The organism is Variovorax sp. VaC1 (genome assembly GCF_043658315.1).
In the GTDB taxonomy this organism is placed as follows: domain Bacteria; phylum Pseudomonadota; class Gammaproteobacteria; order Burkholderiales; family Burkholderiaceae_C; genus Variovorax.
Window position 1 is genome coordinate 284,657 of sequence record NZ_JBIGLT010000008.1, and the last position, 25,155, is coordinate 309,811.

The 25,155-nt window shown below is 67.5% G+C and carries 24 protein-coding genes; 9 read left to right on the forward strand and 15 right to left on the reverse strand.

Annotation, left to right across the window (positions count from 1 at the left end; translation table 11 throughout):
* Positions 1–40: 40 nt before the first annotated feature.
* The gene (locus tag ACGLHS_RS29175; RefSeq protein ID WP_394485315.1) at positions 41–1,051 is read right to left on the reverse strand and encodes a bile acid:sodium symporter family protein; all 1,011 of its coding nucleotides are present in this window, start codon (positions 1,049–1,051) and stop codon (positions 41–43) included.
* A gap of 70 nt (positions 1,052–1,121) precedes the next feature.
* Here ACGLHS_RS29175 and ACGLHS_RS29180 point away from each other — a divergent pair, with 70 nt between their 5' ends.
* Positions 1,122–2,060 carry a LysR family transcriptional regulator gene (locus ACGLHS_RS29180; RefSeq protein WP_093245904.1) on the forward strand — a complete coding sequence of 313 codons (939 nt, stop codon included), beginning with the start codon at positions 1,122–1,124 and terminating at the stop codon, positions 2,058–2,060.
* On the opposite strand, the gene ACGLHS_RS29185 is transcribed toward ACGLHS_RS29180, so the two are convergent.
* From ACGLHS_RS29185 to ACGLHS_RS29215, 7 genes are all read right to left on the reverse strand, one after another.
* On the reverse strand, positions 2,005–2,439 hold the full coding sequence (locus ACGLHS_RS29185) for a response regulator (protein ID WP_394485316.1): 435 nt from the start codon (positions 2,437–2,439) through the stop codon (positions 2,005–2,007). The genes ACGLHS_RS29180 and ACGLHS_RS29185 overlap by 56 nt on opposite strands.
* Positions 2,440–2,560: 121 nt before the next feature.
* A complete protein-coding gene (locus ACGLHS_RS29190; RefSeq protein ID WP_093245907.1) occupies positions 2,561–3,547 on the reverse strand; it encodes a quinone oxidoreductase in 987 nt (328 codons plus the stop codon).
* Positions 3,548–3,663: 116 nt separating this feature from the next.
* A complete protein-coding gene (locus ACGLHS_RS29195) occupies positions 3,664–4,560 on the reverse strand; it encodes a DUF5672 family protein (RefSeq protein ID WP_394485317.1) in 897 nt (298 codons plus the stop codon).
* Positions 4,561–4,584: 24 nt separating this feature from the next.
* A complete protein-coding gene (locus tag ACGLHS_RS29200) occupies positions 4,585–5,376 on the reverse strand; it encodes an SDR family oxidoreductase (protein WP_093245910.1) in 792 nt (263 codons plus the stop codon).
* Between the two features lie 11 nt (positions 5,377–5,387).
* Positions 5,388–6,350, reverse strand: a complete 963-nt coding sequence (locus ACGLHS_RS29205; protein WP_394485318.1) for a DMT family transporter — start codon at positions 6,348–6,350, stop codon at positions 5,388–5,390.
* Positions 6,351–6,387: 37 nt separating this feature from the next.
* A complete protein-coding gene (locus tag ACGLHS_RS29210) occupies positions 6,388–8,001 on the reverse strand; it encodes a gamma-glutamyltransferase family protein (RefSeq protein WP_394485319.1) in 1,614 nt (537 codons plus the stop codon).
* Between the two features lie 16 nt (positions 8,002–8,017).
* Positions 8,018–8,980 (reverse strand): Bug family tripartite tricarboxylate transporter substrate binding protein, encoded by a 963-nt coding sequence (locus ACGLHS_RS29215; protein WP_394485320.1) that lies wholly within the window; start codon positions 8,978–8,980, stop codon positions 8,018–8,020.
* 245 nt (positions 8,981–9,225) lie between these two features.
* On the opposite strand from ACGLHS_RS29215, the gene ACGLHS_RS29220 reads away from it, so the two are divergent.
* From ACGLHS_RS29220 to ACGLHS_RS29235, 4 genes are all read left to right on the forward strand, one after another.
* Positions 9,226–10,203 carry a LysR family transcriptional regulator gene (locus tag ACGLHS_RS29220; protein WP_394485322.1) on the forward strand — a complete coding sequence of 326 codons (978 nt, stop codon included), beginning with the start codon at positions 9,226–9,228 and terminating at the stop codon, positions 10,201–10,203.
* 158 nt (positions 10,204–10,361) lie between these two features.
* Entirely contained in the window at positions 10,362–11,933 is a 1,572-nt protein-coding gene (locus ACGLHS_RS29225; protein WP_394485323.1) for an AMP-binding protein, read from the forward strand.
* A gap of 20 nt (positions 11,934–11,953) precedes the next feature.
* The gene (locus tag ACGLHS_RS29230) at positions 11,954–13,150 is read left to right on the forward strand and encodes an acyl-CoA dehydrogenase family protein (RefSeq protein WP_394485324.1); all 1,197 of its coding nucleotides are present in this window, start codon (positions 11,954–11,956) and stop codon (positions 13,148–13,150) included.
* A 50-nt stretch (positions 13,151–13,200) separates the two neighbouring features.
* Positions 13,201–14,193, forward strand: a complete 993-nt coding sequence (locus ACGLHS_RS29235; protein WP_394485325.1) for a tripartite tricarboxylate transporter substrate binding protein — start codon at positions 13,201–13,203, stop codon at positions 14,191–14,193.
* A gap of 67 nt (positions 14,194–14,260) precedes the next feature.
* Here the strand turns inward: ACGLHS_RS29235 and ACGLHS_RS29240 are convergent, their stop codons facing one another.
* The 7 genes from ACGLHS_RS29240 to ACGLHS_RS29270 form a co-directional block, all read right to left on the reverse strand.
* The gene (locus ACGLHS_RS29240) at positions 14,261–15,772 is read right to left on the reverse strand and encodes a tripartite tricarboxylate transporter permease (RefSeq protein ID WP_093245921.1); all 1,512 of its coding nucleotides are present in this window, start codon (positions 15,770–15,772) and stop codon (positions 14,261–14,263) included.
* A gap of 19 nt (positions 15,773–15,791) precedes the next feature.
* The gene (locus ACGLHS_RS29245) at positions 15,792–16,280 is read right to left on the reverse strand and encodes a tripartite tricarboxylate transporter TctB family protein (RefSeq protein WP_093245923.1); all 489 of its coding nucleotides are present in this window, start codon (positions 16,278–16,280) and stop codon (positions 15,792–15,794) included.
* Positions 16,281–16,413: 133 nt separating this feature from the next.
* A complete protein-coding gene (locus tag ACGLHS_RS29250) occupies positions 16,414–18,210 on the reverse strand; it encodes a GspE/PulE family protein (RefSeq protein WP_093245924.1) in 1,797 nt (598 codons plus the stop codon).
* Positions 18,207–19,001 (reverse strand): spermidine synthase, encoded by a 795-nt coding sequence (locus ACGLHS_RS29255; protein ID WP_394485326.1) that lies wholly within the window; start codon positions 18,999–19,001, stop codon positions 18,207–18,209. Before ACGLHS_RS29255 ends, ACGLHS_RS29250 begins: the two co-directional genes overlap by 4 nt.
* On the reverse strand, positions 19,001–19,528 hold the full coding sequence (locus ACGLHS_RS29260) for a DNA-deoxyinosine glycosylase (RefSeq protein WP_394485327.1): 528 nt from the start codon (positions 19,526–19,528) through the stop codon (positions 19,001–19,003). The genes ACGLHS_RS29255 and ACGLHS_RS29260 overlap by 1 nt, the downstream gene beginning before the upstream one ends.
* A gap of 89 nt (positions 19,529–19,617) precedes the next feature.
* Positions 19,618–20,022 carry a hypothetical protein gene (locus ACGLHS_RS29265; protein ID WP_093245927.1) on the reverse strand — a complete coding sequence of 135 codons (405 nt, stop codon included), beginning with the start codon at positions 20,020–20,022 and terminating at the stop codon, positions 19,618–19,620.
* A 135-nt stretch (positions 20,023–20,157) separates the two neighbouring features.
* Complete coding sequence (locus ACGLHS_RS29270; RefSeq protein WP_394485328.1) at positions 20,158–21,018, reverse strand: TatD family hydrolase; 861 nt, start codon at positions 21,016–21,018, stop codon at positions 20,158–20,160.
* Positions 21,019–21,106: 88 nt separating this feature from the next.
* Here ACGLHS_RS29270 and ACGLHS_RS29275 point away from each other — a divergent pair, with 88 nt between their 5' ends.
* The 4 genes from ACGLHS_RS29275 to ACGLHS_RS29290 are packed head-to-tail and all read left to right on the forward strand — an operon-like array spanning position 21,107 to position 25,153.
* Entirely contained in the window at positions 21,107–22,099 is a 993-nt protein-coding gene (locus tag ACGLHS_RS29275) for a S1C family serine protease (RefSeq protein WP_394485329.1), read from the forward strand.
* A 24-nt stretch (positions 22,100–22,123) separates the two neighbouring features.
* Positions 22,124–23,149 (forward strand): MoxR family ATPase, encoded by a 1,026-nt coding sequence (locus ACGLHS_RS29280; RefSeq protein ID WP_093245932.1) that lies wholly within the window; start codon positions 22,124–22,126, stop codon positions 23,147–23,149.
* Complete coding sequence (locus tag ACGLHS_RS29285; protein ID WP_093245933.1) at positions 23,130–24,119, forward strand: DUF58 domain-containing protein; 990 nt, start codon at positions 23,130–23,132, stop codon at positions 24,117–24,119. The genes ACGLHS_RS29280 and ACGLHS_RS29285 overlap by 20 nt, the downstream gene beginning before the upstream one ends.
* Entirely contained in the window at positions 24,116–25,153 is a 1,038-nt protein-coding gene (locus tag ACGLHS_RS29290) for a VWA domain-containing protein (protein WP_093245934.1), read from the forward strand. Before ACGLHS_RS29285 ends, ACGLHS_RS29290 begins: the two co-directional genes overlap by 4 nt.
* The last annotated feature ends 2 nt before the right edge of the window (positions 25,154–25,155 follow it).

Below are 25,155 nucleotides of genomic sequence, written 5' to 3' on the forward strand. Positions count from 1 at the left end.
CCATTGGGGCCCGGCGAATCTTCGCCGGGCCCCATGAAAGCTATTTGGCCTTGGCGAGCCCGCCAGCACCGGCGGGCTCGACCTCTCGCCGCGCATAGCGCTGCGCCAGCACGGCACAGACCATCAGCTGCATCTGGTGGAACAGCATCAGCGGCAACACGATCGCGCCCACCGCATGCGAGGCAAACAAGACCTTCGCCATCGGAATCCCGCTGGCCAGGCTCTTCTTCGATCCGCAAAAGACGATGGTGATCTCGTCGGCGATATCGAAGCCGAACTTGCGCGCCATCAGCGTGGTGAGACCCAGGGCCAGGGCCAGCAGCACGGCGCATACCAGCAGCAGGCCCAGCAGCGCACTCACGGGGATCTGCTTCCAGAGCCCTTCGATCACGGCCGCGCTGAACGCGGTGTAGACCACCAGCAGGATCGAGCCCTGGTCGACGAACTTCAGCACGGCGGCGCGCTTCTGGATCCACTTGCCGATCACCGGGCGCAGCAGGTGGCCCGCCACGAAGGGCACCATCAGTTGCAGCAGGATGCGGCCGATCGAATCGAGCGACGACGACGAGGTGATGCCGCCGCCGTTCGGCAGCACGATCAGGTTCACCAGCACGGGCGTGATGAACACGCCCAGCAAGGTCGAGGCCGAGGCACTGCAGATGGCCGCGGGCATATTGCCGCGCGCCATGGCCGTGAACGCGATGGCGGACTGCACCGTGGCCGGCAGCACGCAAAGGAACAGCACGCCTGTGTAGAGCTCGGGCGTCACCAGCGGCGACAGCACCGGCCGCAGCGCCAGCCCGAGCAGCGGGAACAGCACGAAGGTGCTCGCGAACACCAGTAGGTGCAGCCGCCAGTGCGTGATGCCCGCCATGATCGCCTCGCGCGACAGCTTGGCGCCGTGCAGGAAGAACAGCAGGCCGATGGCGACGGTCGTCAGACCCTCGAAGAAATGTGCGATGCGCCCGCTCGCGGGCAGCAGGCTGGCGAAGGTCACGACCGTGACGAGCGCGAGCGTGAAGTTGTCGGGGAGAAAGCGTGAACGGGCCATGGGGTGCATTGGAGCGCTTTGGCATTCAAAAGAGAAATGGATTTATCGGATGGATATATGATTTCGACGCATGAACGTCACGCTTCGCCAGCTCCGCGTCTTCCGCTCGGTGGCCGAGGGGCGCAATTTCAGCCGCGCCGGCGATCAGGTCGGCCTGAGCCAGCCGGCCGTCAGCCGCTCGATCCTGGAGCTTGAATCGCAGCTCGGCCTGAAGCTGCTCGACCGCACCACGCGCGAGGTGATGCTGACCGAAGCCGGCCAGTCGCTTGCGGCCCGGCTCGACCGCGTGCTCGACGACCTCGACCAGACGCTGCAGGACGTGGCCGGCCTGGCCAGCGCGCGCGGCGGCAAGGTGCGGGTGGCCAGCAGCCCCACGCTGTCGGCCAACCTGATGCCCGGGTGCATCGCGGTCTGCGCCGACAAGGCGCCGGGCATCCAGTTCCTGCTGCTCGACCGCATCCAACAAGACGTGCTGGACAGCGTGCGCAGCGGCGAAGTCGATTTCGGCGTGGTGATCGAGCCTTCGGAAGCCGACGACCTGCATTGCGAGCCGATTCTGAACGACCCCTTCGTGCTGGTGGTGCCGCCCGCGCATCGGCTGGCCCAGAAGGCCTCGGTGCGCTGGACGGCACTCGACGGGCAGCCGCTGGTGCTGCTCGACCACGCCTCGGGCAGCCGCCGCCTGATCGACCAGGCCCTGGAGCGCCACGGCGCGCAGTGCGAGGTGAAGCAACAGCTCGGCCATCCGACCACCGTCTTTCGCATGGTCGAGGCGGGCATCGGCATCAGCGTGATGCCGGGGATGTCACTGCCGCCCGAAGGGCTGGCTCAGTTGGTCGTGCGCCCGCTGGTGCCGCGCGTGCAGCGCGCGATCATGCTGATCCGCCGGCGCAACCGGGCGCTGTCGCCGCTCGCGCAGCAGGTGTGGGGCATCGTGCGCGACACCGCCGCGCTCAGTGCGACAACGGAGTCTGGCGCGACGACGCCGGCAAGGAAGACGGCCGCCTGAACCGCTCCTGCCGGTGGCGCAGGCAGAAGTCGATCAGGTCTTCGACCTCGGTGGCCTTGTCGAACACCGCGTCGGCGCCGAGCAGTGCGCATTTGCGGCGCATGGCCGGCGTGGCGTGGTTGCTCAGCACCACCATCTTCTGCATCGGGTCGCGGTTGCGGCAGGCTTCCAGCACGCTGAAGCCGGTGCCGTCTTTCAAGAACAGGTCGACGATGGCCAGGTCCCACTGCGAGGGGTTGTCCGTCAGCCAGCGCGAGCCCTCGGCTTCCGATTCGGCCTGGCCGACAGGATCGCAGCGCGCCACCTCCCGCAAGGTGCCCACGAGGTTCTCGCGGATGGTGGGGTTGTCTTCGACGATGAAGGTGCGGACGGTGTTCATGACGCTTGCCTCGTAGCTTTTGCCACAGGCTACAAAGTGCGCCCGGCACAAGTCGAAGGCATGACACCCCCACGCGGGTAGGACAAGGCTGGCGACGCCCGTCCCTCCCTTTCGCGCAGGCCTACAGCGTCAGGATCGTGCAGCCCGTGGTCTTGCGCGCTTCCAGGTCGCGGTGCGCCTGCTGCACGTCGGCCAGTGCATAGCGCTGGTCGATCGGGATCTTCACCGCGCCGCTGCGCACCACCGCGAACAGGTCGTCGGCCATGGCCTGCGTGCTTTCGCGCGTGGCCATGTGCGTGAACAGCGTGGGCCGCGTGACGTAGAGCGAACCCTTCGATGCGAGCGTGCCGAGGTTGATCGGCGGCACCGGGCCCGAGCCGTTGCCGAAGATCGCCAACAGGCCGAAGGGGCGCAGGCAATCGATGGAGCCCTCGAAGGTGTCCTTGCCCACCGAGTCGTACACCACCTTCACGCCCTTGCCGCCGGTGATCTCTTTCACGCGGGCCGCGAAGTTCTCGGTGCTGTAGTTGATGGCATGCGCCGCGCCATGCTCGAGCGCGAGCTTGCACTTGGCGTCGCTGCCGGCCGTGCCGATCAGCTGCAGGCCCAGCGCCTTGGCCCACTGGCAGGCGATGAGGCCGACGCCGCCGGCGGCCGCGTGAAACAGGATGAAATCGCCGGGCTGCAGGCCTTCCGCAGGCAAGGTCTTCTTCAGCAGGTACTGGGTGGTGAGGCCCTTGAGCATCATGGCCGCGCCGGTCTCGAAGGAGATGTCGTCGGGCAGCTTGCAGACGTTCTTGGCCGGCATCACGCGCAGCTCGCAGTAGGCGCCGGGCGGCGGGCTGGCGTAGGCGGCGCGGTCGCCGGCCTTCAGGTGCGTCACGCCCTCGCCCACCGCCTCGACCACACCCGAGGCTTCCATGCCCAGTTGCAGCGGCATCGCGAACGGATAGAGACCGCTGCGCTGGTAGGTGTCGATGAAGTTCAGGCCCACGGCCTTGTGGCGGATGCGGATCTCGCCGGGGCCGGGTTCACCGACTTCGACCTCGACGATCTTCAGTTCTTCGGGACCGCCATGGCGGTCGATACGGACGGCTTTGCTCAACATCGTTGCAGTCTCCACAGGCGGAAAAAGAAGAGGCGCATCGTGCCACGTTTGGCGTTTGCGCGACGCCGCGGGACATTGCCCCGGCACGTCGGCGCCCATGCAGGCGCGGCCTGGCCTCAGGCCGGGTTTTGTGGCAGCTCGGGCGCGAACTCGATGCGGTAGCCGCTGCGCTCGAACATCTGCAGGATCTCGCGCTCGCCATACCAGCCGTCGAGTTGCGACAGCGGAATCAGCGAACGCAAGGTGAGCGGCGCCAGGCTCACCAGTTGCCGCACCTTGGCATGGTGGCCGAACAACTGCATCGCGTCATAGCCGTGGTGCAACTGCGGCCCCGCATGCTCGATGGCGAAGCTGCGCGCCAGATCCAACGGCGCGAAGCGCATGCCGACGGCTTCGAGGGCCGGACGCAGCACGCCGCTCAGTTGCACGTCTTCGAGCAGCGCGTTGTGCTGCCAGTGCATCCTGAGCGGATCGCCCGCCACCACATCGGGCGGCGGAATCTCGACGCGGATGTGCGGATGGTCGACCAGCGCCCGCATGAAGCGCCGGCTGCGCAGGCTGAAGCCGCCGTTCTGGATCGGCGTGACGACGTGGTCGGGCTTCTGCAGCTCCTGCGCCCAGTCGAAGCTGTTGCGCCAGAACGTGCCCTGCGGCGAATCGATCTTCGCCAGATGGATCGGCGCACCGATGTAGTCGCAGTTCAAGAACGCGTCGTTCCAGTTGGCGGCATTGACGACCCAGCCGTCGTCCTGCACCACCAGCGCGAACTCGGTCTGCACCACGCGCCAGAGCGCGAACATCATGAACCAGCCGTACTCGTGGTAGTTCATCGGCGCGATCGCCACATGCCCGATGCCCGGCGCCAGGTTGTCGGGCGCCTGCGGGCTGCACAGCAGGGCGAGCGTACCGGGCATCTGCGACTGGCTCAGTTGCAGGGCCATCGCCGCGCCGCGCGCATCGGGCAGGCCGGTGACCGACACCAGGGTGATCTGCCGGAAAGCCTCCCCGCTCATTTGCACGCGCGCTCCGCGGTGGCGTCAGTAGGTGCCGGGGTAGGCGCCGCCGTCGGCCAGCACGTTCTGGCCGGTCATGTAGCCGGCCTGCATGCTGCAGAGAAAGGCGCAGATGGCGCCGAACTCGGCCGGCGTGCCGAAGCGCCGGGCCGGAATGTTCTTCTTGCGGGCTTCCCACACGGTGTCGAAGTCCTGCCCGGTCTTCTGTGCCGTGCCGGCCATCGTGCCCTTCAGGCGGTCGGTGTCGAAGGAGCCCGGCAGCAGGTTGTTGATGGTCACGCCCTGCGCCGCGATGGGCGTGCGCGCCACGCCGGCCACGAAGCCGGTCAGGCCGCTGCGCGCGCCGTTCGACAGGCCCAGGATGTCGATGGGCGACTTCACCGAACTCGACGTGATGTTCACGATGCGACCAAAGCCGCGCTTGGCCATGCCGTCCACCGTGGCCTTGATCAGCTCGATGGGCGTGAGCATGTTGGCATCGACCGCCTTGATCCACGCCTCGCGGTCCCAGTTGCGGAAGTCGCCGGGAGGCGGGCCGCCTGCGTTGGTGACGACGATGTCGAAGTCGTGCCCCAGCGCGAACACCGCCGCACGGCCGGCTTCGGTGGTGATGTCGGCCGCCACGTGCTTGACGAACGGACCCGATGCACCCGCGGCTTCGGCCAGCTTCTTCGCGGCCGCATCCAATGCCTCGGCGCCGCGCGCCACGATCACCACGTTGACGCCTTCGCGCACCAGCGCCTCGGCACAGCCGTAGCCCAGCCCCTTGCTCGCGCCGCACACCAGCGCGGTCTTGCCTGCAATACCCAGATCCATGTTGTTTGCTCCTATCGTGCAGGGGCTTGCCGCCCCTTGCGTGTGAAAACGAAGATGCCCGCGATGACGAGCACGGTGCCGGCGGCGATCCACGGTGTGAACGGCTCGCCGAGTATCACCACCCCCATGAGGATGGTCGACAGCGGCCCGATCATGCCGGTTTGCGCAGCCACGGCGGGGCCGATGCGCTCGATGGCCATCATCACCATGAGGACGGGCACCGCCGTGCACAGCGTGGCGTTGAGCACCGACAGCCAGATGACCTCGGGCGCGAGCCCGAAGGCCACACCCATCGGCCGCGTCAGCACGAACTGCAGGATGCACAGCACGCAGGCCACGGTGGTGGCCAGGCCCACCAGCCGCAACGAGCCCAGGCGCTTGACGAACTCGCCGCTGTAGACGAGGTAGCCCGCATAGCTCACCGCGCTCAGGAACACAAGGAACGCGCCCCAGGCCGCCGCGCCGCCGCCCTTGCCGCTGCCGCCGGTCCACAGTTCGTGGCCGAACACCAGCAGCACGCCGGCATAGCTCACGACCATGCCCAGCACCTGCTGGCGCGTGGCGCGCCGGCGGTACATGAGCCAGCCGAACAGCAGCACCAGCGTGGGGTTGAGATAAAGAATGAGCCGCTCGAAGCTGGCAGAGATGTAGGCCAGCCCCGCAAAGTCGAGAAAGCTCGCAAGGTAGTAGCCCGAGAAGCCCAGCCCGACCACGCCGAACCAGTCGCGCGAAGTGAGCTTCGGCTTGCCGCGCCCCGCCCACCACGCCATGACGGCGAAGAGCGGCAGCGCGAACAGCATGCGCAGCATGATGAGCGTGATGGCGTCCACGCCGTAGCGGTACGCCAGCTTGACGATGATGGCCTTGCCGCTGAACGCGATGGCGCCCAGCGTGGCAAGGACCAGGCCGGTCGCATAGCCTTTTTTGGCGCCGTCGTGAGGGGGGATGCCGAGCGACGCGGCTGTCTTGTTCATCCCCCGATCATCGCGGCAACCCCGAGACCTTGCTTGCTCAGTACCCTGCCGCCACGCCGTCGCGGCGCGGGTCGCTGGCGGCCACATAGCCTTCGACCGACGGCTCGCCCGCACGCCAGATGAACTGGCCGGCGCCGAAGTCCTGGTACGAGTCGTTGATCACTTCCAGGTGATGGCCCAGGTCGCGCAGGCCTTGCAGGGTGTTGGGGTTCATCGCGGCCTCGACGTTGATCTCGAGCCCCGCGTTGAAGCGCCAGCGCGGCGCATCGCAGGCCGCCTGCGGGTTCTGCTTGTAGTCGAGCATGCGCACCAGCGTCTGCATGTGGCCCTGCGGCTGCATGTTGCCGCCCATCACGCCGAAGCTCATGACCGGCTGGCCGTCCTTGGTGAGGAAGGCCGGAATGATCGTGTGGAACGGGCGCTTGCCCGGTGCCACCACGTTCGGGCTTTCGGCCTTCAGGCTGAAGCCGTGGCCGCGGTTCTGCAGGCTGATGCCGAACTCGGGCTCCACGCAACCCGAGCCGAAGCCCATGTAGTTGCTCTGGATGAAGCTCACCATCATGCCGCTCTCGTCCGCTACCGTGAGGTAGATGGTGCCGCCCTTGACCGGGTTGCCGGCCTTGAAGTCCTGTGCCTTCTTCACGTCGATGAGGCGGGCGCGCGAGGCGAGGTAGGCGTCGTCGAGCATCTGCTCGGTCGTCACTTCCATGGTCTTGCGTTCCGACACGTAGCGGTACACGTCGGCAAAGGCCAGCTTCATCGCTTCGATCTGCAGATGCTGCGACTGGACCGAGTCGACCGGCAGCGAGGCGATGTCGAACTTCTCCAGGATGCCCAGCGCGATCAGCGCCGCGATGCCCTGCCCGTTCGGCGGGATCTCGTGCAGCGTGTGGCCACGGTAGTCGCGCGAGATCGGTTGGACCCACTCGGGCTGGTAGGCCGCGAGGTCGGCCACCGTGAGCGCGCCGCCCTGCTCCTTCGAGAACTTCGCGAGCGCCTCGGCGATCTCGCCGTTGTAGTAGGCCTCGCCCTTGGTGCGGGCGATGGCCTTGAGCGCGCGTGCCGCGGCGGTGAAGCGGAACATGTCGCCCACCTCGGGCGCGCGGCCCCAGGGCAGGAAGGTCTGCGCAAAGCCCGGCTGCGACTGCAGCACCGGCGTGGCCGCGGCCCACTTGCCCTGCACCACCGGCGGCACGAGGTAGCCGCGCTCCGCGATGTCGATGGCCGGGGCCAGCAGGTCGGCGAAGGGCAGCTTGCCGAAGCGATCGCTCATCGCGACCCAGCCGCGCACCGCGCCCGGCACCGTGACCGAGTCGATGCCGCGCATCGGCGGCGTGGCGGCGTCGGCGCCGTACTTGGCCTTGAAGTATTCGGGCGTCCAGGCCTTGGGCGCCGGGCCCGAGGCGTTCAGGCCGTGCAGTTCCTTGCCGTCCCACAGGATGCAGAAGGCGTCGCTGCCCAGGCCGTTGCTCACGGGCTCGACCAGCGTCATCACCGCCGCGGTGGCAATGGCCGCATCGACCGCGTTGCCGCCCTGCTGCAGGATGCGCAGCCCGGCCTGCGAGGCCAGCGGGTGCGAGGTCGACACCACGTTGCGCGCAAAGATCGGGATACGGGTGGAGAGGTAAGGGTTGTTGAAGTCGAAGTTCATGTCGGTGTGCCTTGCCTTATTCGTTGGTGATCTTGCGTTCGACCACGATCTTCTTCCACTTGGCGGCGTCCGTTGCCACCAGCTTGGCGAACTGGTCGGGCGTGCCCGGCGTCGCGGGCTCGATGCCCAGGCGTGCGAGCTTTTCTTTCACATCGGGGTCGGCCAGCGCCTCGTTGGCGGCCTTGTTGACCTTCGCGACGATGTCGGCCGGCAGGTTCTTCGGACCATAGAAGCCGAACCACGTGTTCGACTCGTAGCCGGGCAGCGTGTCGGCGATGGGCGGCAGGTCGGGTGCCAGCGGGCTGCGCTTGAGCGATGTCACGCCCAGCGCGCGCAGGCGACCATCGCGCACGTGCGGCATGCCGGTGGGCAGCGAGTCGAACAGCACGTCGACCTTGCCGCTGATCAGGTCGGGAATGGCCAGCGCCGTGCCCTTGTACGGAATGTGCGTGACGAAGATGTTGGCCTGCGACTTGAACAGCTCGGCCGTGAGTTGCACGATGGTGCCGTTGCCGCTCGACGCGTAGTTGAGCTTGCCGGGGTTCTTCTTGGCGTAGTCGATCCACTCGCGCACCGTCTTGGCCGGCGAGTTCACGGGCACCAGCATGATGCTGGCCGCGTCGCCCACATGCGCGATGGGCGTGAAGTCGCGCACCGTGTCGTAGGGCAGCTTGTTGATGGCCGGGCCGATGGCGTGCGTGCTGGTGGTTGCCAGCAGCAGCGTGTAGCCGTCGGGCGCGGCCTTGGCGGCCTGGTCGGAGCCGATGGCGCCGCCGGCACCGGGCTTGTTGTCGATGACGAGCGTGGTGCCGAGCTTCTCGCCCATCTTCTGGCCCAGCGTGCGGGCAAAGAGGTCGGTGGCACCCGCCGCGGGGAACGGCACGATCAGCCGGATCGGTTTGTTCGGGTAGTTCTGGGCCAGGGCGGAAGTCGCGGCCAGCATCATTGCGGCAGCAAGCACGAAGCTTGTTCGTTTCATGGTGATGATTTTCTCCGAGGTCTTTGTCTTTGTATCGGTGCGCCGCGACCCGGCGTGGCCGAAGGATTGGACGCCTGCGGCATTGAAAATGGAAATGGATTTATCGGATAGATATATGAGTCGAATGCATTAATTGCGCCCACGGCCACCCAGGGCCGCGACACGCCGGTGCTTTCCTGCCGACAATGCCCCGTTCCGCATCGCCCGACACTGCCCACCTTCCTTCCAACCGCAACGACAACACCGTGGACCTTCGCGCGCTCCGCTACTTCATCACCGTGCTCGAGGCCGGCAGCCTCTCGCGGGCGGCTGCCCTGCTGTACGTGGCCCAGCCGGCGCTCACGGCGCAGATCAAGAAGCTCGAAAGCGAACTCGGCGCCCAGCTCTTCGAGCGCTCGCACGCGGGCGTCACGCCGACGCCCGCCGGCATGCAGCTCTACCACGATGCGCGGCGGCTGCTGTCCGACGCGGCCGCGTTGCGGGAACGCTTCCAGCGCCCCACGCAGGGCCTGGAAGGCTCGGTCACCCTCGCGGTCCCGTCGCTGCTGTCGTCCCTGCTGATGGGCCCGGTGCTCAAGCAACTCAAGCTGCGCCATCCCTTCGTGCGCGTCTTCGTGCTGGACGACCTGAGCCTGATGGTGAAGAAGACCATGCTCGACCGCCGGGCCGACGTCGGCATCATGGTCGACACGCCGACGCTCGAAGGCCTGGTGTGCGAGCCGCTGGCGAGCGAATCGATCTTCCTGTGCGGCTTCGACGTGAACGGCATCGCCGCGCCCTTGCTCAAGCGCCGGCGCGCCGCCCGCAAGGCAACAGCCCGCCGTGGCCGCGACGAAATCACCTTCGCGCGCGCGGCGCAATTGCCGCTCGTGCTGCAGTCGCGCCGCTTCAGCATCCGGCAGGCAGTCGAGCAGGCGGCATCGGAGCTGGGCATCGAGCTGAACGTCGCCTACGAGCACGACTCCGCGCGCGTGCTGCGCTCGCTCTACCAGGCCGGCGCCGGCTTCACCTTCACGCCGGCCTGCGCACTCGACGACTCGGCCCTCGCGGACGAACGCTGGATCTGCGCGCGCGTGACGCAGCCGCAACTGCCGCGCAGCTACACGCTGGCCACGCTCGCGAACCGCCCGGCCGACCCGGTCGTGCAGGCCGTGATCGACGTGCTGCGCGAAGAAATCGCCCGCATGGTCGGCCAGGGCCTCTGGGACGCCGACCTGCCCTGACCCCGGCCCGCCGACGCGGGCGCCACGGCCTTCGCAGCCGGCCATCAGAAATAGTGATGGCCGCGCATCAGCAAACGGTATTTCCTCCCTGGCGCCCTGCGCCGCGATAGTCGCGCCAGTCCACTCGCACATGGAAGTGGCGCACAGGAGATAGCCTTTTGAATTCCCCATCCTTCGAGGTCGCCAACGTCGGCGCCCTCGTCTCGCGCGCATCCCGCGCATTTGCCCGGCAGGTCGCGATCAAGAGCCCGGCACGCTCGATCACCTACGAAGAACTCGACAGGCGCTCCAACCGCCTGGCCAATGCGCTGCTCGCGCACGGCCTGGCGCGCGGCGCGCGTGTCGGCGTGTGCCTGCCGAACTGCATCGAGGTGGTCGAGCTCGAACTGGCCTGCTACAAGGCCGCGCTGGTGAAGGCACCGATCAACGCGCGGCTCTCGCCGGTCGAGGTGGCCGGGATGATCGCCAACAGCGAAGCCGAGCTGATCGTGACCACGGCCGCGCGCGCCGAGGCCTTCCTGCCCCTTTTGCAGACCGCCCCGCCGCAACTGCTGCTGATCGACCAGCCCGGCGGCAGCGCGCACAGCTACGAAGCCGCACTGGCCGCCGCCAGCGACACCTTCGACGCCGCGCGCGTGCAGTCCGGCGAACTGGCCGTGCTGCACTACACCTCGGGGTCGAGCGGCGTGCTGAAGGCGGCGATGCAGACCTTCGGCAACCGCCTGGCGCAGCTGCGCAAGTTCCTCATGCGACCCGACGGCATGCGGCCCGGCGAACTGCTGGGCCTGGTCGGGCCGATCACACATGCCTCGGGCATGCAGCTCGTGCCGGCGCTGTGCAGCGGCGCGACCATCCGGCTGTTCGACGGCTTCGAGCCCGACCGCTTTCTGGCCGAGATGCGCGCCGACCGCGTGGCCCACACCTTCATGGTGCCGACCATGATCAACATGCTGCTCGCGCAACTGCAGGGTCAGTACCTGCCGTTGCCCGACCTGAAGCGGCTCGGCTACGGCGCGGCGCCGATGGCACCCGCACGCATCATGCAGGCGATGGACGTGTTCGGGCCGATCCTCTCGCAGGGCTACGGCGCCGGCGAAACCACTTCCGGCGTGTGCGGGCTCTCGGTCGAAGACCACCTGTTCGCACGCGCCGCCATGCCCGAGCGCCTGGCCTCCTGCGGACGGCCCTTCCTCGAATCGCGCGTGGAAATCGTCGACGACGAAGGGCGGCCCGTGGCGGTCGGCAAGATCGGCGAGATCGTCGTCAGCGGCCCCGACATCTTCGCGGGCTACTGGCGCGCGCCGGAGCTGACGGCCGAGGTGCTGAAGAACGGCAGCTATCACACAGGCGACCTCGCGCGTGCCGACGACGACGGCTACATCTACATCGTCGATCGCAAGAAAGACATGGTGATCACCGGCGGCTTCAACGTCTACCCGTCGGAGGTCGAGGCGGTGCTCTACCAGCACGCGGCCGTTGCCGATGCCTGCGTGTTCGCGGTGCCCGACGACAAGTGGGGCGAGGCCGTGGCCGCGCACATCGTGCTCAAGCCCGGCGAGGTGCCCGACAGCGCCGCGCTCGATGCGTTCTGCGCCAGCCGGCTCGGCGGCTACAAGCGGCCGCGAACCATCGAGTTCGTGAACGCGCTGCCCAAGAACCCGAACGGCAAGGTCGCGCGCAAGGTCATCCAGGCGCCCTACTGGGCCGACCGCGCGCGGCGCGTCAATTGAACGGACGGGAAGGAACATCCATGAACGACGCACTTGCCGCAGGCACGCACTTCGAAGGCTCGGCGCAGGCCGCGGAACTGATCGGGCGCATCCGCGATTTCATTCACGGCGAGCTGGCCGCCATCGTTGCCGAGCACGGCATCGACCATGAGCACAGCCCCGACCGCGAAACGCTGCGGCGCATCTGGCGGCGCTCCAACGAACTCGGCTTCTACGGCATCACGCTGCCGAAGGCGATGGGCGGGCTGGGCCTGTCGGTGCTCGACCACGTGCTCATCAAGGAAGCCATCTACGCCAGCGGTTCGCCGCTCGCGCCGCACGTGTTCGGCGAACTCAGCGGCCCGCCCCGGGTGGGCGCGCTCGCGCGGCAGGCCACGCCCTGGCAGCTCGAACAGTTCATCGTGCCGGTGGCAAATGCCGACAAGGCGATCTGCTTCGCGCTGACCGAGGCCGAGGCCGGCTCCGATGCCGGCGCGGTCCAGACGCGGGCCGAGCGGCAGGGCGACGACTACGTGCTCACCGGCCGCAAGCGCTTCATCTCGGGCTCGCCTTTTGCCGACTTCGCGCTCGTGATGGCCTCGACCGCCCAGGACCCCGCCCAGCGCGAGGTCTCGGCCTTCTTTGTCGACCTGGGCCTGCCGGGGGCGCGCGTGGAGTCGGGCTACAAGACCATGGCCGGCCAGTCGCACACGGGCGACATCGTGCTCGAAGGCTGCCGCGTTCCCGCGCGCAACATGATCGGCGAGCCGGGCCGCGGCCTGGCGCTGGCGCTCGGGCGCATCACGGTGAACCGGCTGCTGCATTGCCCGGCCATGGTCGGGCTGGCGCGCGTGGCGCTCGACGATGCCATCGCCTACGCAAAAGGCCGCCGCCAGTTCGGCCGCGCCATCGCGCAGTTCCAGGCCATCCAGCACATGCTGGCCAACATGGCGACCGACCTGGCCGCCGCGCGCGGACTGATGATCGCCACCGCGCGCCAGATCGACGCCGGCGGCGAGGCGCGCGCCGAGGCCTCGATGGCCAAGCTGTTCTGCTCCGAGTCGGCCTTCCGCATCGCGGATTCGGCGGTGCAGATCCATGGCGGCGAAGGCATCGTGCAGGGCCGGCGCGTGGAGTTTCTGTTCCGCATGCTGCGCATGTACCGCGTGCTCACCGGCACCAGCGAAATCCAGCGCAACACCATCGCGCGCGAACTGCTGGGCGACCCGGCCCCCTGATGCCGCCGCAGCGCCGCCCTTCACAACAACCAGACCGAGAGACAAGCACCATGAACCCCGATTGCATCGCCTCGCGGCGCCTGCTTTGCCAGGCGCTGGCCGCGTCGCTGCTGCCCGCCGCATGGCCCGCGCTGGCGGCCGACAGCGACTGGCCGAGCCGGCCCATCAAGTGGGTACTGCCCTACCTTGCGGGCACCGGCCCGGACATCACGGCACGCACGCTGGCAGAGGCCGTGAGCCCGCTGCTCGGGCAGCCCGTCGTGATCGAGAACCGCGCCGGCGCCGCCGGCAACATCGGCGCCCGGATGGTCGCGCACGCGCCCGCCGACGGCTACACGTGGATCTATTCCGCCGCGCCGATGGCGGCCAACATGCGCATGTACGCCAACCCCGGCTACGACGCGGTGAAGGACTTCCGCCACATCATGCGGCTGACGACCTCGGACATCCTGCTGATCGTCCACCCGTCCTCGGGCATCCAGAGCGTGCGTGAACTGGTCGAGCGTGCGCGCGCCAATCCGGGCAAGCTGGACTACGCCTCGGGCGGCGTGGGCACACCTTCGCACCTGGGGGTCGAGCTGTTCCTGAGCGCCGCCGGCGTGCAGGCCACGCACGTGCCTTACAAGGGCGCATCGGAAATGGTCAACGCGGTGCTCGGCAAGCAGGTCTTCTTTGCGATGCCGATCTTCAGCGTGGCCTTTCCGCATGTGCAGGCAGGCCGGCTCAAGGCGCTGGCGATTGCCGGCAACCAGCGCAACGCCACGCTGCCCGATGTGCCGACGCTCGCCGAAGCGGGTGTGCCGGGCGTGTCGCTCACCTCGTGGGGCGGCATCTCGGTGCCGGCGCGCACGCCCGATGCCATCGTCTCGAAGATCCACGCGGCGTTCGAGCAGGCCATCCGGCAACCCGCGGTGCGCACGGTGATCGAGGCCTCGGGCGGCGTCGTCAGCCCGTCGAGTCCACAGGACTACGCCAAGGGCTTCGCGCAAGAGATCGCACTGACCGAAACCATGATGAAGAAGGCGCAGCTGGCGCCGATGTAGCACCGGCTGCTTCTCCATGAAAAATGGCGCCCTCGGGCGCCATTCTTGTTTGTACGAAAGACCGGGGTCAGTCTTCGACGAAGGCCTCTTCGCGCTTCGACTTCACGGCCGGCAGCAGCACGATGATCAGCAGCAGCGCGGCGGCGGCCAGCAGGCTGGCGGAGATCGGACGCGTCACGAACACGCTCCAGTCGCCACGCGACAGCAGCAGCGAGCGGCGCAGGTTCTCTTCCATCATCGGCCCGAGGATGAAGCCCAGCAGCAACGGTGCAGGCTCGCAACCCAGCTTGAAGAACATGTAGCCCACCAGACCGAAGATGCCGACCATCCACACATCGAAGGTGTTGTTGTTGGTCGAGTACACGCCGATGGCACAGAACAGCACGATCGCCGGGAACAGGTACTTGTACGGCACCGACAGCAGCTTGATCCACATGCCGATCAGCGGCAGGTTCAGGATGATGAGCATCGCATTGCCGATCCACATCGAGGCGATCAGACCCCAGAACAGCTCGGGGTTGCTGGTCATCACCTGCGGGCCCGGCTGGATGTTGTGGATGGTCATCGCGCCCACCATCAGCGCCATCACGGCGTTGGGTGGAATGCCCAGCGTCAGCAGCGGAATGAAGGAGGTCTGCGCGCCGGCGTTGTTGGCCGACTCAGGCGCCGCCACACCGCGGATGTTGCCCTTGCCGAAGGGCACTTCGCCCGGCTTCAGCTTGGTCTTCTTCTCGATGGTGTAGGCCGCGAAAGCCGCCAGCAGCGCACCGCCACCGGGCAGGATGCCCAGTGCAGAACCCAGCGCCGTGCCGCGCAGCACCGCGGGCGTCATGCGCTTGAAGTCTTCCTTGGTCGGGAACAGGCCCGAGACCTTGGCGGTGAACACTTCGCGCTCGTCGTCCGGACGCGAGAGGTTGGCAATGATTTCGCCGTAGCCGAACACGCCCATGGCGATGGCCACGAAGCCGATGCCGTCGGTGAGTTCAGGAATGTCGAAGCTGTAGCGTGCGACGCCCGAGTTCACGTCGGTACCGACCAGACCCAGCAGCAGACCCAGCACGATCATCGCGATGGCCTTGAGCAGCGAGCCCGAAGCCAGCACCACGGCGCCGATCAGGCCCAGGATCATCAGCGAGAAGTACTCGGCCGGGCCGAACTTGAAGGCCAGCTCGGTCAGCGGCGGCGCGAACGCGGCCAGGATCAGCGTGCCGACGCAACCCGCGAAGAACGAGCCCAGGCCCGCTGCCGCGAGTGCCGGACCTGCACGGCCCTTGCGTGCCATCTGGTAGCCGTCGATCACGGTCACCACCGACGACGATTCGCCCGGCAGGTTGACCAGAATCGCGGTGGTGGAGCCGCCGTATTGCGCGCCGTAGTAAATACCGGCCAGCATGATCAGCGCCGACACGGGCGGCAGTGCGTACGTGGCGGGCAGCAGCATCGCGATGGTCGCGACCGGGCCGATGCCGGGGAGCACGCCGATCAGCGTGCCCAGGATGCAGCCGACCAGGCAGTACAGCAGGTTGGTGAAGGTAAAGGCAACGCCAAAACCCATCGAGAGGTGTTCAACCAATTCCATGATGTGAGCAGCTTTCTTCTCAGCCGGTGATGAAGGTCGGCCAGACCTGGATCTGGAGCTTCAACGCCCAGATGAATGCGACATAGCTGCCAACGGCCAGTACGGTCGCGAGGGCCAGTACTTTCTTCAGATCGAACTCGCTGCCTGCGAGGCTGGAGATGATCACCAGCGCGTAGATGGCAATGATCATGCCCATGGCCGGCACGCCCACGCTCGGCAGGCCGCCGAGCAGCACGCCGAAGGCAAGGTTGGCGCCCAGGATGAACACCACCTGCTTCCAGGCCCATTTGCCGATCTTTTCGCCGTCGGTGGTTTCAACGGTGAGCCCGCTGAACATGATCCCGAGGCCAATGAGGGCCATCAGGATGCCGAGCATCAACGGAAAGTAACCCGGCCCCATGCGGGCACCGCTGCCCACGCTGTAGGTGGTGGCACCCCATGCGAATCCGACGCCCACGATGGTGAACATCAGACCCGAGAAAAAGTCTTTCTGACTTTTGATCTTCACGAACAGTCTCCTCGAACAATTTCGATGCGGGATTGTCCAGTCAGGCACTGGTCAGGTTGATGTGGATTCCACTAACGAAAGACCTAGGGATAACCCGAAAGACCACACACCCTCTTTCGCGGAGGGCCAGAGCTTATTCGAGCGGAGGCGTCGCGCTCAACACTTCTTCGATGGTCGTCACGCCTTCGGCCACGCGCAACGCACCGGCCAGGCGCAGCGGCCGCATGCCGTCGATCACCGCCTGGCGCCGCAGGCCCGTCAGGTTCGGCTCCTTGGTGACCTGGTCCTTGAAGGGCTCGGTCACGCTCAGCAGTTCGTACAGGCCCATGCGGCCCATGTAGCCGGTCATGCGGCAGTCGACGCAACCCACCGGCTTGTAGGCCCGCACCGAGCCGGTGATCTGCCAGGGCTTGACGATGGTCTCGAGGCTTTCGCGCGTGACCGTGTCGTCGGGCTGCTTGCAATGCGGGCACAGCGTGCGCACCAGCCGCTGCGCGAGCACGCCCAGCATCACGGCCGTGATGAGGTACGAGGGCACGCCCAGTTCCATCATCCGCGTGATGGCGCTCGGCGCGTCGTTGGTGTGCAGCGTGCTGAACACGAGGTGGCCGGTGAGCGCGGCCTGCACCGCCATCTCGGCGGTGGCGAGGTCGCGGATTTCGCCGACCATGATGATGTCCGGGTCCTGGCGCATCAGCGCGCGCAGGCCTTCGATGAAACCGAAGTCGAGCTGCGGCTGCACCTGCGTCTGGTTGAACGAAGGCTCGATCATTTCGATCGGGTCTTCGACCGTGCTCACGTTGACCTCTTCGGTCGCCACGCGCTTGAGCGTGGAGTACAGCGTGGTGGTCTTGCCCGAGCCGGTCGGCCCGGTCACCAGGATGATGCCGTTGGGCCGCGTCACGAGCTGCTCCCAGCGGTGCGCATCGTGCTGCGCGAAGCCCAGCGCGTCGAGGTCTTTCACTGCCGTGTCGGGGTCGAAGATCCGCATCACCATCTTCTCGCCGAAGGCGGTCGGCAAGGTCGACAGGCGCATTTCGATTTCGTCGCCGCGCATGTTGCGGGTCTTGATGCGGCCGTCGAGCGGACGGCGCTTTTCGACCACGTCCATGCGGCCCAGCAGCTTGATGCGCGCGACCATCGCGTTCATCACGCCCATCGGCATCTGGTAGGCCGGATGCAGGATGCCGTCGATGCGAAAGCGGATCACGCCCTGCTCGCGGCGCGGCTCTAGGTGGATGTCGCTCGCGCGCTGGTCGAAGGCGTATTGCCAGAGCCAGTCGACCACCTGCACCACGCTCTGGTCGTTGGCATCGAGCTGCTTGTTGCTCTTGCCCAGCTCCACCAGTTGCTCGAAGCTCGCGCCGCCGGTGTTGCCGCCGGCCTTCTGCGCGGCGCGCACCGACTTCGCAAGCGCGAAGAACTCGGCCGTGTAGCGTTGGATGTCGGCCGGGTTGGCCACCACGCGCCGCACCGTGCGCTTGGACTGGCGCTCGACCTCGGCGATCCAGTCTGTAAGGAAGGGCTCGGCCGTGGCCACCACCACCTCGTTCGGCAGCACCTGCACCGGCAGCACCTTGTGGCGCTCGGCATAGGCCGCGCTCATGGTGTCGGCCACCTTGCCCACGTCGACCTTGAGCGGGTCGATGCGCAGGTACGTCAGGCCGGCGCGGCCCGCCAGCCACTGCGTGAGCATTTCGAGATCGAGCGGCTTGCTGTCGCTCTCGCGGGTCATCGCCACATTGGCCAGGCGCACCAGCGGTGCCTGCCGGCTCTCGGCCTGCGCGCAGCGCGCGATGGTGCGCTTGGCCTCGACCGGAGAAATGACGCCATCGGTGGCCAGCCATTCGATCAGGCGGCGCAGGTCGAGCGGGCCTTCGTGGCGGCCGGCCAGGGGAACAGGGGCGGAAGCAGCAGGAACAGCGCTCATGAGCCGGAAGGTCGGGTGATTGAAATATTCAGGGGCTTGAACACCCGCAACCACTTCGGCGCGGGCAAACCCCAGCGAGTCTGGATCGTTTGCGCGCGCTCGGCAAGCACCTCGCGCTTCGGGCGGCTGGGCGTGCGCTGCGCCAGCACCACCGTGTTGCCTTCGCGCGTCGGCTTGAAGGCCCAGACGGCATCGGCACCGAAGGCGGCCACGATTTTTTCGAGGCTGCGCTCATAGCTCGACGAACGGCCGAAGAGGTTGACCGTCATGCAGCCGTCTTCGGTGAGCAGCGCACGGCAGTCGGCGTAGAAATCTTCGCTGTCGAGCACCGGCGCGGCGGCCTCGTGGTCGTACAGGTCGACCTGCAGCGCATCGACCGTGCCCTGCCATTCGGGCTTGCGGATCTCGAGCGCCGCATCGGCGATCACCACGCGCAGCTTCGGGTCGTCGGCCGGCAGCTTGAACCAGCCACGACAGGCCGACACCACCTGCGGATTCAGCTCGACGGCGGTGGTGCGCATGCGCAGCGTCTTGCGGCTGAACTTGGTGAGCGTGGCCGCGCCCAGGCCGAGCTGCATCGCATGGTGGCTCGCCACGGTCTTTCCGTCGACGAACAGCAGCCACGCCATCATGCGTTGCACGTATTCGAGTTCGATCTCGAACGGCGCGTCGAGCTTCATCGAGCCCTGGACCCATTCGGTGCCCAGGTGCAGGTAGCGGATGTCGCCCCAGTCGGAAAAATTGACTTCGGGGAGAACGAGGGCTTTGGCGGGTGTTTTGCTCGATGCCATCAGAGAAGGTGGTGGGCGACGAAGACCTCGCGCCAGGCCGCGAGCTTGCGCTCGAAGCTCCACGACGCGTTGGCGGGACTGGTGGAAGGCAGCTGGTAGACCGGCACGCCCAGGGTGCGCGTGTGGCGGGCGTGCTTGAAGCTCTCGCCACCGTTGTGCGCAATGGCCGCGAGCCGGGGCAGGTGAAGGCCGGCGATGTCGTTGGCCACCGGCGCGCGGATGGCCGAATCGAGGCTGCCCTCGCGCTCGCAGGCGCCGTACACGTCCCACACGCCCAGGCCGCGATCGAGCAGCCAGCCGCAGCGCTTGCCGTAGCTGTCTGCGCCCGACGGGAGTGGTTTTTCGGGCCAGACGGCTTGCAAGATCTTCCAGAACTGGTTTTGGGGGTGTGCATAGTACTGCTGCTGCGCAAGCGACTTGACCCCGGGAAAACTGCCGAGGATCAGCACGACCGTGGACGGCGAAACGATGGGCGCGAGCCCCGTGAGCACGGTGCTCGCGGCGGCGGGTGCGGCGGATGGATTCATGGGCGGTATCTTGGCACCGCTGGCGAGCGCCCATGAAAAAACCCGCCGCAGCGGGTTCTTTCGTTCAGGCCGAAGCCTGTGCTGCCAATTTACTTCTTGGCGGCTTCGTTCTCGGCGGTGCCGGGGATCTTCTCGCCGATGGCCTTGCCGGTGCTGCGCATGCCGTCGGCCGTCTTGTGGCCGGCGTTTTCAACGGCTTCGCCGGTCTTGGCGGCGGCATGCTTGGTGGCCTTGGTGGCCTTCTTCGTGGTGCGCTTGGTGGCGTCCCATGCCTTCTTGGTGCCGCGTTCGGTGGCGGCAACGGCCTTCTTGGTGGTGCGCTTGGTCGCGTCGACTGCGTCCTTGCCGGCTTCCTTCACCTTTTCGGTGGTGCTGGGTTCGGCCGTAGCAGGCGTCGCAGCGGGAGCGGTGGTCTGCGCCACGGCCGACACGCCGATGGAGGCGAGTGCCAGGGCGAGGACAACGGGCACGGTGCGAATGAAAGACGTGGTCATGAAAAAGCTCCTGGATGTTGGATGAAGTTTTTGAAGTGACGTGCTTGCCACTGGACTAGCAACGAACTTGCGAACCTCAAGGATGACAGCAAATCTGCAGCATCTGCACACACGGGCGCAGAACGGGGCATTGACCTACGCGGCCTGCGGCGGGCGCGCCGACAAGGCCATCAGACTTTCGAGCTTCGGCAGCGTTTCGACCGCATTGCGCGTGGTGGCCCGGGCCAGCTCGTCGATGCCGATGCCCCGCAGGCCGGCCACCACTTCGGCGATGCGCGGCAGCTCGCCCGGCTCGTTGCGGCCCTGCGGCTCGCCAGCGGCGCGTTGTTCTTGCGTGCGGTAGAGCCAGTGCGGCTGGATGTCGGGCGCATCGGTTTCCATCACGATCGATTCGAGCGGCAGCGTGCTGGCCAACCGCCGCAACTGCAGCGCGCGCTCGAAGGTCACGGCGCCGCCGAAACCCAGCCTGAGCCCGAGCGCGATGCAGGCCTGGGCCTGCTGCTCGCTGCCGTTGAAGGCATGCGCGATGCCGCGCCACGGTTGGCCGCCCGCCGTTTGCCGCAGATGCTTGAGCACCTTGTCGACCGAACGCCGCACGTGGATGAGGATGGGTAACCCGTGCTTGCGTGCCAGTTGCAACTGAGTGTGAAAGAAGCGCTCCTGTTTGTCGCCGTCCAGGCCCTCGACGAAATAGTCGAGCCCGATCTCGCCGACGGCCACCAGCCGGGGGTCGTCGCGGCGCGCGGTCAGCTCGGCGTCGAGCGCGTCCAGGTCGGCGTCTTTCGCGTCGCCGGTGCACAGCGGGTGGATGCCCAGCGCGTACGCGTCGCCCTGCGCGTAGGCCAGTTCGCGCACGGTGGCGAAGTTGAAGACGGCGACCGCCGGAATCACGCACATCGCCACCCCCAGCCCGGCGGCGCGGGCGCGGATCGCGGGCATCTCCGCACCGAATTCGGGCGCATCCAGGTGGCAGTGGGTATCGACAAATGCAGCCATCGCGCGATGATGCCCGAAGGGATGCGCAGGCGCGGAAAGCGTGCTACTGTGAACTCCTTCACGCGATTTTTTTGCCGGAGGTTCTCCGATGCGCAGGCCCGCTTTCTACAGCCGTTCGCCCCGCACGCTGCCGCCGGCCGCAGAACAGGCGGCCGACGAGGCAGAGGCGCCGGCGTCGCCTGATGCGGCAGCCGGTGCCGCGCCCAATACCTCGACACACACCGGCTGGCAACCGGGCCGCCGCAGCTTCGCGCTGCTGATCGTGCTGAGCGCCGCGCTGGTCACCGGTGCCGCGCTCTGGGCGCCGCGCCCCGGAAGCAAGGTCCTCACGCAAAAGGACATCGACGCGGCCGTGCTGCGCACGCTGCAGACCAACACCCTGCCCTCGCCCGCGGCCAAGGCGGCCGACATCATCCGGCCCTCGGTGGTGCGGGTCGTGAGCTACGGCGAAGAAAAGAACACCCCCGAGGCCCGGCTGCAAAAGCGCGGCCGCAACCTCGCCAAGGGCAAGCCACCGGACGCCGCCTCGCCGCCCGGCGAAGTCGAGCGCGGCGTGGGCACGGGCGTGGTGATCGTCGACAAGGGCGTGATCCTTACCAACCTGCACGTGATCGCGGGCGCCGACAAGATCAAGGTCACCTTCTTCGACGGCCTCGAAGCCGTCGCCACCATCACCGGCGTGCAGCCCGAGAACGACCTTGCCGTGCTGCAGGCTCAGAAGGTGCCCGACGACCTGATCCCGGCCACCATGCGCTCGACCGCCGACCTGCGCCCCGGCGACCAGGTGGCCGCGGTGGGCTTTCCGTTCGGCATCGGGCCGTCGGTGTCGGCCGGCGTGGTGTCGGGGCTCAACCGCTCCTTCCGTTCGCCCGAGGGCAAGCAGGAGCTGGGCAACCTGATCCAGTTCGATGCCGCCGCCAACCCCGGCAATTCGGGCGGCCCGCTCATCAACATGGACGGCGAGGTGCTGGGCATCGTCACCGCCATCCTCAACCCGACGCAGCAGCGCACCTTCATCGGCATCGGCTTCGCGGTGCCCATCGAGAACGCGGCCTCTGCGGCAGGTTCGCCGCCTTTCTGATTTCTTCGAAAGAAAGCCCTTCGCATGAGCACAGAGAACCCGATCCCCTCCACCTTCGCCACCGCGCCCGCCACCGCCGAGCTGATGGAGCAGATCCTCTACGAGGTCAAGCGCGTGGTCGTGGGCCAGGACCGCTTTCTCGAGCGCGTGATGGTCGCGATGCTCGCAGGCGGCCACCTGCTGGTCGAGGGCGTGCCGGGCCTGGCGAAGACGCTCACCGTGAAGACGCTGGCCGACACCGTGCGCGGCCAGTTCAAGCGCATCCAGTTCACGCCCGACCTGGTGCCGGCCGACCTGGTGGGCACGCGCATCTACAACCAGAAGACGGGCGAGTTCAGCACCTCGCTCGGCCCGGTGTTCGCCAACCTGCTTCTGGCCGACGAAATCAACCGCGCGCCGGCCAAGGTGCAGAGCGCGCTGCTCGAAGTGATGCAGGAGCGGCAGGTCACCATCGCCGGCGAAACGCACAAGGTGCCGCGCCCCTTCCTCGTGATGGCCACGCAGAACCCCATCGAGACCGAAGGCACCTACCCGCTGCCCGAGGCGCAGGTCGACCGCTTCATGATGAAGGTGATGGTCGACTACCCGAGCGACGAAGAAGAGTTCGTGATCGTGCAGCGCGTGATCGGCCCGCAGGTGCAGGTCAACGCGGTCGCCACCACCGACCAGCTCGCGGCGCTGCAGGCCGAGGCGCGGCGCGTGTATGTCGACCCTTCGCTGATCCAGTACGCCGTCAAGCTGGTCTCGGCCACGCGCACGCCCGAGAAGCACGGCCTGAAAGACCTGCGCCGCTTCATCACCTTCGGCGCCAGCCCGCGCGCCAGCATCAGCCTGACCGAAGGCGCGCGCGCCCTGGCGCTGCTGCGCGGCCGCAGCTATGCGCTGCCCGAAGACATGACCGCGCTGGTGCCCGACGTGCTGCGCCATCGCGTGACACTGTCCTACGAGGGCCTGTCCGAAGGCCTCACGCCCGACGGGCTGGTGGAAAAGATCATGCGTGCAGTCCCCGCTCCCGCGAAACCCTTGGAACATGAAAAGCTGGTGGCGTAAGGCCCCCGCGGCCGCGAACGACGAACGGCTTGCCGCGCAGGCCGGTGGGGCGGAGCGCGCGTTGCGCCGGCTCGAATGGACCGTCATCCGCCGCCTCGACGGCCTGCTGCAGGGCGACTACCGCACGCTGATGCGCGGCGTCGGCCTCGACCTGGCCGACCTGCGCGAGTACCAGCACCACGACGACGTGCGCCACATCGACTGGAACGTCACCGCGCGGCTTCAGGTGCCGCATGTGCGCGTGTTCACCGAAGACCGCGAGATGGCCGCCTGGTTCGTGCTCGACCTGAGCCGCTCGGTCGATTTCGGTTCGGGCCTGAAGGCCAAGCGCGAAATCTCCGCCGGCTTCGTGGGCGTGCTGGCACGCCTGCTTACGCGGCACGGCAACCGGGTCGGCGCGCTGGTCTACGGCAAGGACCTCGAAGCGGTGATTCCCCCGCGCACCGGCCGCCGCCACGTGCTGCACCTGCTGCATGCGATGGAGCGCCGCGCCGACAAGGCCGATGCGGCGCCCGCGCAGAAGGGCATGACCCGTCTCGACGAACTGCTGAAGTCCGCCGCCGCGCTGATGCCGCGCCGCTCCACCGTGTTCGTGGTGTCCGACTTCCTGAGCGAGCCCGGCTGGGAGCGTCCGCTGGGCCAGCTGGTGCAGCGCCATGAAGTGATCGCGGTGCGCCTGTTCGATCCGCTCGAACTGGAGCTGCCCGACCTGGGCCTGGTGCCGCTGCGCGACGCGGAAACCGGCGAGCAGCTCTGGGTCGACACCCACGATGCCGGCTTTCGCAAGCGCTTCGCGCGGCTGGCGTCCGAGCGCGAAGCCACGCTGCGCGCGGCGCTCGCCAAGGCGGGCGTCGATGCGCTCGAACTCTCGACCAACGACGACCTGGTGGAAGCCATCGTTCGTTTTGCCGACATGCGCAAGCGCCGCGCGCGCATCGGCCTGGCGGGCCTGAAGGCGGTGGCAGCATGAACTTTGTCTGGCCTCAATTCCTCTGGCTGCTGGCGGCGTTGCCGCTGCTGGTGTTGCTCTACCTCTGGCTGATCCGCCGCAAGAAGAAGCTGGCGGTGCGCTATGCCAGCCTGTCGATCGTGCGCGAGGCCATCGGCACGGGCCAGAGCGTGCGGCGCCACATCCCGCCCCTGCTGTTCCTGCTGGCCATGGCCGCGATGCTGGTGGCCGCCGCGCGGCCGCTGGCGGTGGTGGTGCTGCCGTCGAACCAGCAGACCATCATCCTCGCGATGGACGTGTCGGGCAGCATGCGCGCGGCCGACGTGCTGCCCAACCGGCTGGTGGCGGCGCAGGAAGCGGCCAAGAGCTTCATCAAGGACCTGCCGCGCAGCGTGAAGGTGGGCATCGTCGCCTTCGCGGGCAGCGCGCAGGTGGCGCAGTTGCCCACCACCAACCACGACGACCTGGTCACCGCCATCGACAGCTTCCAGCTGCAGCGCGCCACGGCCACCGGCAACGCCATCGTGGTGTCGCTGGCCACGCTGTTCCCCGACGCCGGCATCGACGTCGAGCAGTTCAGCGCGCCGAGCCGCCAGCGCGGCATGCCGCTCGACCAGACGGAGAAAAAGCTCAAGGACTTCACGCCCGTCGCGCCCGGCTCGTACACCTCGGCCGCGATCATCATGCTGACCGACGGCCAGCGCACCACCGGCGTCGATCCGCTCGATGCGGCCAAGGCCGCGGCCGACCGCGGCGTGCGCATCTACACGGTGGGCGTGGGCACGGTCGATGGCGAAACCATCGGCTTCGAGGGCTGGTCGATGCGCGTGCGGCTCGACGAAGACACGCTCAAGGCCATCGCCCAGAAGACGCAGGCCGACTACTTCTACGCCGGCACCGCGAACGACCTGAAGAAGGTCTACCAGACGCTGAGTTCCAGGCTCACCGTCGAGAAGAAAGAGACCGAAATCTCGGGGCTCTTCGCGCTCGGCGCGGCGCTGCTTGCGCTGCTGTCGGCGGGGTTGTCGCTGCTCTGGTTCAACCGGATTCTCTAGGC

Bases quoted from the DNA above. Each gene is read 5' to 3' on its own strand.
- ACGLHS_RS29175 (WP_394485315.1), bottom strand. From the start codon at position 1,051: ATGGCCCGTTCACGCTTTCTCCCCGACAACTTCACGCTCGCGCTCGTC.
- ACGLHS_RS29180 (WP_093245904.1), top strand. From the start codon at position 1,122: ATGAACGTCACGCTTCGCCAGCTCCGCGTCTTCCGCTCGGTGGCCGAG.
- ACGLHS_RS29185 (WP_394485316.1), bottom strand. From the start codon at position 2,439: ATGAACACCGTCCGCACCTTCATCGTCGAAGACAACCCCACCATCCGC.
- ACGLHS_RS29190 (WP_093245907.1), bottom strand. From the start codon at position 3,547: ATGTTGAGCAAAGCCGTCCGTATCGACCGCCATGGCGGTCCCGAAGAA.
- ACGLHS_RS29195 (WP_394485317.1), bottom strand. From the start codon at position 4,560: ATGAGCGGGGAGGCTTTCCGGCAGATCACCCTGGTGTCGGTCACCGGC.
- ACGLHS_RS29200 (WP_093245910.1), bottom strand. From the start codon at position 5,376: ATGGATCTGGGTATTGCAGGCAAGACCGCGCTGGTGTGCGGCGCGAGC.
- ACGLHS_RS29205 (WP_394485318.1), bottom strand. From the start codon at position 6,350: ATGAACAAGACAGCCGCGTCGCTCGGCATCCCCCCTCACGACGGCGCC.
- ACGLHS_RS29210 (WP_394485319.1), bottom strand. From the start codon at position 8,001: ATGAACTTCGACTTCAACAACCCTTACCTCTCCACCCGTATCCCGATC.
- ACGLHS_RS29215 (WP_394485320.1), bottom strand. From the start codon at position 8,980: ATGAAACGAACAAGCTTCGTGCTTGCTGCCGCAATGATGCTGGCCGCG.
- ACGLHS_RS29230 (WP_394485324.1), top strand. From the start codon at position 11,954: ATGAACGACGCACTTGCCGCAGGCACGCACTTCGAAGGCTCGGCGCAG.
- ACGLHS_RS29235 (WP_394485325.1), top strand. From the start codon at position 13,201: ATGAACCCCGATTGCATCGCCTCGCGGCGCCTGCTTTGCCAGGCGCTG.
- ACGLHS_RS29240 (WP_093245921.1), bottom strand. From the start codon at position 15,772: ATGGAATTGGTTGAACACCTCTCGATGGGTTTTGGCGTTGCCTTTACC.
- ACGLHS_RS29250 (WP_093245924.1), bottom strand. From the start codon at position 18,210: ATGAGCGCTGTTCCTGCTGCTTCCGCCCCTGTTCCCCTGGCCGGCCGC.
- ACGLHS_RS29255 (WP_394485326.1), bottom strand. From the start codon at position 19,001: ATGGCATCGAGCAAAACACCCGCCAAAGCCCTCGTTCTCCCCGAAGTC.
- ACGLHS_RS29260 (WP_394485327.1), bottom strand. From the start codon at position 19,528: ATGAATCCATCCGCCGCACCCGCCGCCGCGAGCACCGTGCTCACGGGG.
- ACGLHS_RS29265 (WP_093245927.1), bottom strand. From the start codon at position 20,022: ATGACCACGTCTTTCATTCGCACCGTGCCCGTTGTCCTCGCCCTGGCA.
- ACGLHS_RS29270 (WP_394485328.1), bottom strand. From the start codon at position 21,018: ATGGCTGCATTTGTCGATACCCACTGCCACCTGGATGCGCCCGAATTC.
- ACGLHS_RS29275 (WP_394485329.1), top strand. From the start codon at position 21,107: ATGCGCAGGCCCGCTTTCTACAGCCGTTCGCCCCGCACGCTGCCGCCG.
- ACGLHS_RS29280 (WP_093245932.1), top strand. From the start codon at position 22,124: ATGAGCACAGAGAACCCGATCCCCTCCACCTTCGCCACCGCGCCCGCC.
- ACGLHS_RS29285 (WP_093245933.1), top strand. From the start codon at position 23,130: ATGAAAAGCTGGTGGCGTAAGGCCCCCGCGGCCGCGAACGACGAACGG.
- ACGLHS_RS29290 (WP_093245934.1), top strand. From the start codon at position 24,116: ATGAACTTTGTCTGGCCTCAATTCCTCTGGCTGCTGGCGGCGTTGCCG.